This is a genomic window from Novipirellula sp., from assembly GCF_041583735.1.
Taxonomy (GTDB): domain Bacteria; phylum Planctomycetota; class Planctomycetia; order Pirellulales; family Pirellulaceae; genus Novipirellula.
Genome location: NZ_JBFHFD010000235.1, coordinates 1 through 12,126 on the forward strand (window position 1 = coordinate 1; position 12,126 = coordinate 12,126).

General features: G+C 56.4%; 3 protein-coding genes. 2 read left to right on the forward strand and 1 reads right to left on the reverse strand.

The window, feature by feature from the left end; translation table 11 throughout:
* Positions 1–40: 40 nt before the first annotated feature.
* Positions 41–1,300, forward strand: coding sequence for a peptidase T (pepT, locus tag ABX962_RS17765; protein ID WP_372721378.1), 1,260 nt, complete (start codon positions 41–43; stop codon positions 1,298–1,300).
* 228 nt (positions 1,301–1,528) lie between these two features.
* Here the strand turns inward: pepT and ABX962_RS17770 are convergent, their stop codons facing one another.
* Positions 1,529–2,770 (reverse strand): Lpg1974 family pore-forming outer membrane protein, encoded by a 1,242-nt coding sequence (locus ABX962_RS17770; protein ID WP_372721379.1) that lies wholly within the window; start codon positions 2,768–2,770, stop codon positions 1,529–1,531.
* A gap of 407 nt (positions 2,771–3,177) precedes the next feature.
* On the opposite strand from ABX962_RS17770, the gene ABX962_RS17775 reads away from it, so the two are divergent.
* Positions 3,178–12,126: beta strand repeat-containing protein (locus ABX962_RS17775; protein WP_372721380.1), on the forward strand; the 8,949-nt coding region annotated here is incomplete at its 3' end.

A 12,126-nucleotide genomic window follows, 5' to 3' on the forward strand; every position in this document is an offset into this window, starting at 1 on the left:
GTAAAGATATCAAAACTTGGCCATATTCACACGATAAACCATGAACCAAAACCCCTCCGTCACCATCAATGCATCACGGTTGCTCGAACGATTTTTGCGTTACGTGCGAATCGATACCGCAGCGGACCCCACCAGTGACGAGTATCCCAGTACGCAAAAACAGCGAACCCTCGCTCAGCTATTGGAGCAAGAGTTGGTCGCGATGAGCATCTCGGACGCTCACATGGACGAAAACGCCTTGGTTTGGGGCACGGTTCCGGCAACCAACGGCGGCGGAACTCCGGCGGTCGCCCTGGTGGCGCACATGGACACGTCGCCCGAGGCCCCCAGTGCAAACGTGAACCCGCAAGTCATCGAAGCCTACGCCGGAGGTGATATCTCGCTGGCTTCGGGGATCGAAATCTCATTCTCTGACACACCCGAATTGGCTTCGATGATCGGCAAGACGCTGGTAACGACCGACGGAACGACGTTGCTCGGCGGCGATGACAAGGCTGGGATCGCAATCATCATGGAGCTTGCCCAAACGTTGATCGAAAACCCGCATCTGCAACACGGGGACGTTCGTTTGTTATTCACCTGTGACGAAGAAATTGGTCACGGCACCGACAAAATCGATCTCGAGAAACTGAATGCGACCGTCGCGTATACCGTCGATGGTGGTGGCGCCGGTGACATCGATGTCGAAACGTTTTCGGCTGACGGTGCAACCGTTCGATTCAAGGGTAACAATATCCACCCCGCGATCGCCAAAGACGTGATGCTTAACGCGGTACGCGCGGCCGCCGATTTCGTTGCCGAATTGCCTCGTGACAACATGACCCCGGAAACCACTTCGGAGCGTCAGGGGTTTATTCACCCCAACGCAATCCATGGCGGTGTGGGCGAAGCGACGGTGGAATTGATATTGCGGTCGTTTGATTCCGAGGACTTGGATGGCTACGCCGACATCGTTCGCCAGGCGGCTGAAACGGCGGCAAAGAAAACGCCAGGGGTCAAAGCCGATGTCAAAATCTATCGCCAATACCGCAACCTTCGCGAAGGACTGGAAAAACTGCCTCAGTCGGTTGATTTTGCGGAACAGGCGTTCAAAAACCTCAGCCGCCCCTGTAGCCGCGAGATCGTGCGGGGCGGAACCGATGGCAGCCAATTGACCGAGAAAGGATTGCCGACACCAAATTTGTCGAGCGGTCAGCACAACATCCACAGCGTTCGTGAATTTGCGTGTTTGGACGAAATGGTCGAAGCAACCGAGCATCTCGTTGAACTGCTCGCTCTTTGGAACACGCAGCGGTCGTAGCGAAATGACGCCGGCGGTGTGTTGATCGAATGAGCCGCTTGCATGGGAGCGGCTTATCCCACGCATTGCCTGTTGCCGAGCAGGCCAGTGCCCATCGCCATCTACTTTGGTGCTAATCGAGTGGCTTTTATCGCGGAGCGGTGCTCGCGCATCGCCGCTTCAAAAACCGTGCGGTCAGAACGAAAGTCTTGGCGACTTTCGCTACGGAGGGAAGCGTCGGGGCGTGGCTTAATACGCCAATTCGATACCGCTGCTGACGCCGATGAAGCTGAGGTTGTCATCCAGCGGGCTGTCGCCAGACATACCGCCATCAGGACCGGTGAACACGCCGGTGGGATTCGCGCCGCCGACGTCCATGAAATGTTGGGCTTCCAGTGCAACTTGCATCGAGAACCAAGTCGCCGGTGTGTATCGCAAACCTAATTGGATCTCGGCATTGCCTGCGAACGAGTGAACCGCGTCCTCGGTCGAGCGTAGATCGATCGCGTTCAGCGTTTGAGTGTACTCGTTGACATCGTCCACCGCAGTGAAGTCCTTTTGTCCGAACAACAACGATCCTCGCGCGTTGCCAAATAGCGACAATGCGTTTAGCGGCAAAGTGTGTGTAAATCGCATTGCTACAGTGGGGCCAAAACCACGAAATTCGCTGCGGGCGTCAAGGTTGCCTGCATCGGTCATCGCGTGATAACGCTGCGCGATCTTGGCATAACGAATCCCGGCGTAGACATCCAGCGGTTCGACGATTTGTCGTTGCAGTTCCCAATCGATCACATCGGTGCGAATGCTGCTCGTGAATACGCCTTCTTCGACGAATTGAAGTCCTGTGGATGCGTCGCCGTCTTCGAATAGATAGCCCACGGTACCCAGCGTGAACGAGCTGGCGGGGATCAGCCCGTTGGCATCACTCGCCTCGAACGATTCGCCATGTCGGAATTGCCAATAACGAACGCGCCATCCCAGTGTTTCATCGTTGGCTTCGCGGCCCAATTGGATTCGCGGGCTGTGTTGCATCACCCAAGGGAACATGACATGCGAAAACACATCGTCTTCGCGTTCGGTGATCAAACCGGTTGAATTGCTTTGGATCGGTTGCACCACCACGCTTTCATAAGTGACAAACCATTTCGCTGGCTGGGGGGGGCGAACGCGACGAAGCGGCGTTTGCAATTCCGAGCGAAGTGAGGCGATCTCGAAATTTTGCTCGCTCATCTGAGCCTGCAACTCCGCAACTTGGATACTCAGATCGCTCGAGCCGGCATAGTCCTCCATGCTGGCTTGCACGATCTGGGGTTCGGATTCACTCGTCGTTGGTGCTCCGACACCTTCGGTCAGGAATCCAGAAAGACTCTCGTCATCGAACTCTTGCGCAAAGCTGGAGGATGTGATCGAAATTGCTATCAAACAGAGGCAAATGATAGCTTGGCGAACCGCGGAGGTATTTAGGCGAGGCGAGGTGGGGTGCGGTGTCATGGTGAATTTCTGGACAGTGGCAAGATTTTGGGAGGTGGGCTCAGCCTGATGACATTGCGAAAGGTTGGTTTGATGAAGTTTTTTCGCCCACGCGGCAACCGCGACGGATACCGCGAGCAAGCGACCGGGCCTCGCAAATTGCGTTATTAAGCGGAAATCTTCGTGGTTGTCCCCTCCAACTAGCAAATGGGGACCGACGCCGATAGGGCGATATCAGAAAATCGACAATTGAGTTTCTGCGTGAAACTCGTCTGGAGCTGTGTCGCCGTTTCGACTACTAATAGCTCGACAGAAGGTCAGGAATTTTCGAAGTTTGCCTCAAGCTCGCTTCGATTCTGACCGACATGCGTCGGCCATGAAGGCTGGCGTTGGACTATTAGACCCGAACGGATTTGGGATTTTCAGCGATGAAACTCGACTCACTCCTTGCTCAGCTGCGCCGTCGCTCCCGTCTTGCCACCACTCGTAAGTCGTTACGCAAAAAGAATTCCCGCAACCGTCTCGCGACACGACGTTCGTCGTTTGAATCGCTCGAACGACGGCGACTGTTAGCATCCGATGTTTCACTCAGCGGTAACCAATTGGTGGTGACCGACAATGACAATGCCAACGATGCGTTTACGGTCGAGATTTCAGGTGGCAACTATGTGATCTCTAATAACAGTCCGATCACCGCCAGTGGAATATCAGATTCCGATAGTGATCCCAATAAAGTCACGATCGCGATCGGGTCAATCACCGGGGTGAACGTCAACGCGGCCGGCGGCAACGACGTGATCACGCTAAAAAACTTCGCTGGCAAATCGGCAACGCTCAGCGGAGGTTCCGGCAGCGATACGTTCAAGTTCGATGATGCTTGGGGCACCGCGACGATCGTCGACGCCGGTGGCGGCACCGTCGACTTCTCGGACGTTAGCGTCCCCTTGGGGGTGACTCAGTCCGGTGGAAACGTCGTCGTGCAAGCGAGTGATTCGAGCGAAGTCAGCTATGCAGCGGCCAGCAATTTTTCGGGGCTTCCACTCGTCTTGGATCAAACCGCCGCCCAAACCGCACTCAATGATGGGCTCGATGAACTAGCTGACTTGGGTGCCGAGCTTGAGTCGTTTGACAACCTAGTCGAGAAAATCGAGCTGGTAGGTCAATCGATCGGTGATTACCTACCGATCGGCGAGATTCTCGACCAATCTCTGACGCAGCCCATCGCGGCCTATTTTTCTAGCCTAGGTTCGGATGATCCCGACTTGGTTGGGCTGCTAACTGCCTTGGACTCGCTCAGCGGCAGCAGCTACTCCGGTCCCGGCGATTTGACGTTTACGGTCGGCGCAACCGGAGTGATGAGCGGAGATGTGATGACGCTGGACCTCAGCGTCGTCGCGTCGGTGACGCACTCGGCTGTTTCGCTTGATCTTGGCGAGACCATCCTGGGGCTCGATGGGGCGCTCGAGGAATGGATGACGACCTCTGACGCGACCGCCAATCTGACCACTGGGTTTCAGTGGGATTTCAGCGTTGGCGTGGATGCCACCGCCGCACCGTTCTTCTTTGCCGATTTTGACAACGATATCAGCGTCACTGCCGACGTAAATGTCACCAATGCCTCGTTTGACCTCAATGCGGGGCTGCTTGGCTTGGGCGTCGGGCCACACGGGCCGGCGAGTGCGTCCAGCACGATCGTTTTGGATGTCGACACCACATTGAATACCCAAGCGTTGATGGGGATGGACGGCACCAACGGCGGCGCGTCCGACGGAGTGCTGCGGATCAACGAACTGCAAAACACAAATCGAGTGAACGTCTTCGCCTTGGACACCGCTGCGACCGCACAGCTGGACATCGACCTTTACGCTACGGCAACCGACGTGACGGGGGTCACCGATGGCACCCCCGCAACGATTCATTTCAGCGACGATTTGTTCCGTGCCACCACACCAACGTTCAGCGAAAACTTGACTTCGCTAGGGATCCAGGACTTTTACAACCTCAACGCCAAATCGGTGCTGCAAGTGATGCAGCAGTTCGGCAGCTACTTGGACGTGTTGGGTTCGAAGACGTTTGAGAATGAGCGACTGTTGTTAGGGACCACCGCCATCCTCGGTGATTTGGTTGACGTCGACGGTTTGTATGAGGACGAGTTTCTCAAGCGAATCGAATTGCCACCGCACACCGTCGCCACGCCGCTAACCGACATCGTCGGGGTGCCCGAGTCGGGCGAAACGTTGAGTTCATTGTTGGGGACCAGCGGTGATAGTGCTCCCGAATTCACGGTCACTTTGCGTGACGGGACTGCGTTTGATGTCGATCTCGATGGCACCGCGACATTGGCCGATGTCGCAAGCCGTATCCAAACCGCATCGCCAGGGACTGCGAAATTTGAGGTCATCACCGAATCCGATGGTGCATTGTTTTTGGTCGATAAAACCAGTGGTGCGTCGGACAGCGACAAGTTTCATGTGACCGCCAAACAGAATGGATCGAGCGAGGACTACGCGGCGGCCGCCAAGTTGGGTTTGACCGCGGTTGCGGTGAAGAAGGACGTCGTCGGCGATGACACTGACGAATCGGTGATTCAATTAGCACCCAACCCCGGGGCAAACTTTGCAACGCTTCAGCAGATGCTCTCGCTTCCCACCGGAGGCGGTTCCGCCTACACGACCGTAGGTCCAATGAGCTACGACGCGACGACGTCGACGTTCCGCTTCACGCTTGACATCGCTAAGACCTTTGCGGATTCAACCGACACGCTGAACCTGCCCGATTTTGGATCGCTCAGTGGTTTGAGCACGACCAGCAGTATTGATCTTTTGAATCCCACCGCGACACTGCATCTGCCGTTCGAACTCGCGTTGACGAACGTCGGCTTCGACACGCCGCTGTCGTCATCGACGCCGATTTCGCAGTTGAACTTGGGTGCCGGCGTCGCACTGCTCGAAGGTGTCGACGACATTCGCGTTCATCTTGCCGATGGGACTACGTTCGCTGTTGATTTTGATCCGACGCTCGCCTCGGTCACACTGGCAAGCCTCAACGCAGGCGCGGGCGTGCCGACTTCGGGCGATGCCAACGCCGACTTGCAATTCACCTTGAATGATGGCACCACCTTTGACGTCGATTTGGATGCTGCGGTGGCTTCGACAAGCGCGGCACCGGTGACGCTGGGTGAATTGGTCGAAGCCATCGCTGCCGCCGCCGATGCCGCCGACGCGATCACCGGGACCATCGCAGCAGGCGCCACCGCGAATCAGTTGATCGATTCCTCGGCACCCTTCGGAGCGGTCGATAGCTTGGTGGGGCGTCAAGTGGTTGTCGGCGAGCAAACCGCGACGATCACCACCAACACTGCCGATACATTGACGCTGAGCAGCGACTGGAACACGCCACCTACCGCTGGCGACAACTACGAAGTGTCAAGCCGGTTGACGGGATTCGCCAGCCTTGATGCGGCGCGTGGCACACTTAGTTTGATCGATGCGACGACGCCGGTCGGCGCGCCCGCTTTGGCAGTGACCGGTACGTCCGCCGCCTCACTCGGCATTGACGGTGCACCAAAACAACGCAACTTCGGCGGCAGCACGTTTACCGCGATTGAACATTCATTGGTGACACTGGGTGACTTGATTGGCAAGATCGAAGCGGCAGCGACGGCGGCCGGTTTGACGCTGCCAAGTTCATCGTCGTTCTCAGCGGGTTGGGATTTTGATGTACAGATTGCCGATGCGGGGATCGTGTTGGTGGATCGGACGTCAACTGCAGCCTCGATTACCGGCACAGCGGAAAGCGGCGCCGCCGCCGACGAACTTTTGGACACCGCTGCGTTTACATCGTTTGCCGCAGACGCTTTGGTGGGACGCGTCGTGACGATCACCGGTGGCACCGGCGCAGGGCAAAGTGCAACGATCATTGCCAACACCGCCGATACGTTGACATTGGATTCCGATTGGGACACCGCGATCGATGCGACTTCGACATACACGATCGCTAACGAGCTGATTGTCGCATCGCTGAACAATTCCGGAGCCCGCGTCAGCCTTGGTTTAGCCTCCGAGGCAAAGGATCAAGCCTCCGTTTCCGATTCACGGCTGTTTGACGGCAATGGTGGCGTGGTGGTTCGCACCAACGGCACGACTGCCGCTGATTTAACCATCACTCTCAGCGGAGGAGGCACGTCGTTTGGTGTCGATCTCGATGTCAGTGTGCCGCCCGTGACGATCAATGATTTGGCGGACCGAATTGCGGACGCCGCCACGAGTGCCGGCGTGACGACGGCTGCTTTCGAAGTCTTTACCGATTCAGGAACTGGGACGATCTCGCTGATCGATCGCGGACGAGCCGGCGCCGTGTCGACGTTTACGGTCGCCAATGCCGGAGGCAGTTTTGCCGCGACCGATCTTGGGTTGGCCAGCGGTTCGGAGGTGAACGTTGATTTCAGCACCCCGGCCGGCAACGAATTGGATCCCGAGTTTGTGATCGAGCTGAAGTCACCGGCGAAACTGCTCGGAGGCGATCCGTTGCACGGTGACACCGCAGCAGCCCACTTGAAGGTCCTGTCCGATTCGACACCGACGCTGCAATTCGATCTGGATGTTTCCGCATCGGGGGCCAGTGGTAGTGGACATTACGGCGCGTTAGCGGTCGATTTTTCGGATTTGACGATTGCGAGTGCGACGTCCAATGTCGCAGCATCGTTGACGTTGGAACCATCGACGGTGGGGCAATTGTGGGGCGGTTTGGGCAACCCGTTCCCTTGGTTAGTCAACGACCAGGTGAACTTCACCAACTCGCTCGATCTGAACATGAAGCTGCAGCCAGAGCCCGCGATCACGGGAGTCAGCAGTGGGCTGAAAACCGATTTCGAGGTCGATATCAGCAACCTGTACAACGTGCGTGACAATCTTGAAATCGTCACGCCGGTCATCCCCGGAGTGGATGATGTTCAAAGTCTGCTTGTCGCCGTCGAGCACCTCACGCTCGCCGATATGTTTGACTATCTCGATTCGGTGGGCGATTACCTTGTCGAACTTCAGACGCAATCGAAGCTGGCGGATCGGTTGCCGGGCTTCTCGAAAAGTCTCGGAGAGTTGTTTGGTTTTGGCAAAGCGTTCCAGGATCGGGTGCAAGAACTAAAAGCGTTGCCTGAGGAACTGCAACCCAAGTCGCTACAGTCGCTGAATGCTCAATTGTCCGCGCCTTTGGAAGGTGCCTCGCTGGTTGCGGGGTTAAGTTTCGATGCAGCGAACAAGCACTTGATGCTCGATTTGCAGCTTGATCTCGACGCGATCAGCACGACGCTTCCGGTTTCCTTGGATTTGACCAAGTTGGGGATCGATTTAACGGCTCAGGGACTGCAGAAGGTCGCTGCGATCGTCGATACACTTAGCGCTGCCCCGATGCAAGTTGATGCGGACGGGGTGGTTGAAGTCAGCCTTGGGATTGATTTGTCCGATCCAAATGCTCCATCGCCGTTTCTAGCCGGAGCCGCTGGATCCGGTTCGGGCACCGAAGCTTCGTTTGACATTCAAGGTGTGAATGATGATGCGTTGACCTTCACCACGCTGCTGGGCAGTCTGCCCGCCCAAGTCATTAGTGGTTATGTGATTCTGGACGCTGACGGAGCCGGGGCCTCCACCGCGCCGGCCACCTACACGGTCGACCTGCAAACCAACACCACGTTGACATCGCCAAGCGAAGCACGCGATGCTGCTTCGGCTGCGTCGACGGCGATCCAGGTGGCAGGTGAACTGGATGCCCAATTTGAACTAGCCTTTCCTGAGCAAGTGATCCCCAGCGATGCGCCCACGACGGTGCCGTTCATTACCGCCAGTGTCAGCAATATCAACGCTCCCGCCGGCGGCAGCAGTTCGCTGACGACGAACCTTGTCGGCGGCGACGGCAACTGGCCCACATTCGAGGATCTGACCAAGAATTTCTCGCTCTCCGACACGATGGACGGATTTAAGCTTGGGTTTTACGACCTATTCACCAAGCTTGACGCGGCGCTGGACACGTCGTTGTTGGGGAATGAATTGCCGTTGGTTGGCAACCAATTGGCCGAGGCCGCTGATTTTCTGTTGCAGATGCGTGATTCGGTTGTCGACAACTTGAATTTATATGGCAAGTCGATTTCGATCGACTCGGTGCGTCAAGGCATTTTTGACGCGTTTGGTCCCGGGGGTTTCGATTGGTTACAGAATGACCCTGCGTCCGGCGACAGTGTCGTCAACATCGACGATGTCAAAATGGTCACCGATTCGGTGACGGTAGAGGGACGCGAACTCGTCGTCGGAGTCGAGTTTCAAATGGACTTGGTCGCTCCGACGGAAACGCTCGAGTCCCCGGTCGATCTTGATCTGTTGTTGCCGGGGCTGGGGTTAGAACTTGACGCACTCGCCGATGTTATGTTCGGATTTCACTTGCCGTTGTCGGTCGGTGTCAGCATTGCGGATGGCGTCTACATCGACGTCCAGCGTGCCAATGATCTAGAGATTGTCCTGGACGTCGCATTGCCGCAAGCGGCCGTGTCGATGACGGGCGACCCTCAATTGACGTTCACCAATCCCGTGACCGGAGCACCCAAGATCAGCCGTGATCGCGGCAATTGGATCCTCGATGGATTCCGCATCGGCCAAATCATCGAGGTTCGTCATTCGGACGCCAACAACGGCCAATATGTGATCGCCTCGATCGATCCGTTCGGTTTGGAATTAACGCTCGAGTCGACCGATGCCAATCTTGCTCCGACCGCCAGCTCGCTTGACCGCGTGGTCGCCGAAGGCCCGAAAAGTGGGATCAGCATCGAGGTGTATCAGGTTTCGCTGACCGGACGCCCTAGTTTGACGTTCACCGACGTGACCGAAAACTTCACGCCGAAGTTACTCGAGTTTGCGAATCTGCCACCTCAGACGTTTACGATCGATCTGCGTGACGAGATCACTCGCAGCAGCGGTAGTTGGGTCGACGATGGTTTTCGTCTCGGTGATTCGATCACAATCACCGGCACGAGTAATAACAACGGTGTCTACACCATCCTGGCAATTGATCCTTCGGGACGAACGATCACAGTCGACACCGTACTGCAAAATGAAACCTCGTCGACCGGTATTGTGCGAAAGGATGAACTGCATGGCATGACCGCCACGATGGGGGTGTTGCCGTTTCGTGTTTGGGATCAAACGCCACAACAATCCGAGATGTCCGGCACGTTTGTAATTGATTTCTTGGATCCTTCGGTCATCGGCACCCCGCGGTTGTCGCTGAACGATCTGATTGCTGCGGCCCCGTTTCCCAACATTCCGCAAACTGGATTCAGTGCGGCCCCGCTGCCAACGTTGTTGAGTATCAGCGAGAAGGTGGGAGCGGAGTTCACGGTAAACCCGATTTCATTGGATCTCGAGACCGATCTGCCTACCGGCGCCGCGTTTCCGCCGTATCGCATGCAATTGGATATCACGAATTGGGATTGGGATGTGACGTCGTCGTTGCTCAGCGAAACGAGCACGCCGTCGATCGCATTCAATGATGTGCAGTTCGAGGTGGTCGGTTTTGTTCGCGATTTTCTAGGTCCTGCGATCACTCGGATGAGCGTCGCACTGGAAGCGGTCGATCCACTTTTGGTCTTTTTGCAGAGCGAGGCGATGCCGATCGTGTCGCTGTTGTTTGGCAGGACCTCCTACGCGAGTGCTCCCGGCACGTTTGGCGGCGAGACTCAGATCGGGGACTTCACCGGTGCCGCCACAGCGCTTCGTGCGTTGGCCGACGGAGGCAAACCGTTCGAACGCGACGCGATCGGTGAATTCTTTTCGGATCTGTTTGAAAACCGAGAATTCGACGACATCACCTTGCTGCCGATCATGATGTTGACCGGCGAAGAGTGGATCGATATCGGCAGCTTCATTGTCGATGGATCGGTGGCGCGAGGCCAATCGGGCGATTTGTTTGACCCCAGCGTCAACGCCGAACGAAGCTTTGGATCGCTCAAAGACAAGCCGCTGCGGATGACCGGCGCGGTCGACGTGAACTTCTCAGCGACCGCGATCACATTGACAAGCTCCGAGAGTGCCACATGGATCGACGCTGGCTTTGCCGTCGGGCAAACGATCCGTATCACCGGCGACAACAATCCAGGCACGTACACGATCGCTTCGGTCAGCGATACCGTGCTGACGATCAGCGGCGGAACGTTTGCGACCACAGGGTCGTTTGTCGGATTCCGTGGCAGTGATATCGCCGTGCAGAACGCGGATGGTTCGCGATCCGGTTCGATCCTAGGTCAAGTCGCAGCGATCGCCCGCGACACGTCGAGCTCGGCTCACGAGGCAGCGCAAAGTTTGGTGGCCACCCAATTATTGCCTGGACGAAAGAAGGTCGAGGGGATCGGTGGGTTGACGAACAAAATCATCAACAACGATCACTTTCAACAAGGATCCGGATTGACGTATGACGCGATCAAGTTGCCGATCTTTGCAGAGTCGTTTGGGTTATTGCTCGGTGAAACCGGGTTTGATGGACGCTCCGAAGCGGACAGCCATCTGATGACCTATAGCACTCCCGAGTTGTCGTTGATCTTGTATCACCTGCAACCATTGACGTGGGAAAGTACGATTGGAACGCTCGTCAACAAAGCGGTCGCCAAGGTCGTCGGTAAACCACTGGATTCCTACAAGTATGCGGTGCCGTTTATCTCGGTTTCTTTCGAAGCCCGCGCCGATTATACAATGGCGTTCGACACCACCGGGTTGAAACGGCTTGGCATTACCGGCAATGCGGACGATATCGTCGATGGATTCTACTTTGACGATTTCGAAGGCGTCGAACCGAATCCTAGCGCGATCGGAAATTTGAACGTCGGAGCAGGCAGCCAATCGGGTGCCGCCAGCGGACTCGGGGCCAGCGGCGCCAGCACGCGGATGGATGAACCACAAGTGCGAATTCTCGGAGGCGTCGGACTTGGCGTCTTCGTGGATCCATTTTTGGTGGTTGCCGGTGGTAAGTTCGCGGACTTTATTCAAGCCCGTGTGGGTTTTGAGTTGTCGCTGCATCTCGGCCAGGATCAAAACTTTCACGACCCCAACGGCGATGGACGTGTCCGCGCGAATGAATTTGATATTCTGACCAGCTTTACGCAAAACTATTCTGCGGGGACTTATTCCGGCGACGGAGACGATGCGTTTGATGATGGGCTGCGGATCGAGGTCCGCGCGGATGTCTTCGCCAGTGTGAAAGTCGGGATTTTTCTGACCCATTCTGCCAGCGATTTTCCGCTGCTGCCGATCGGTTTCAAGTTGATCGATATCCGCGTGAACCTGATCACCATTGGGTTTACGATCCCAGTGAATCCCGCTGACTACTCGGCGATCGTGCTA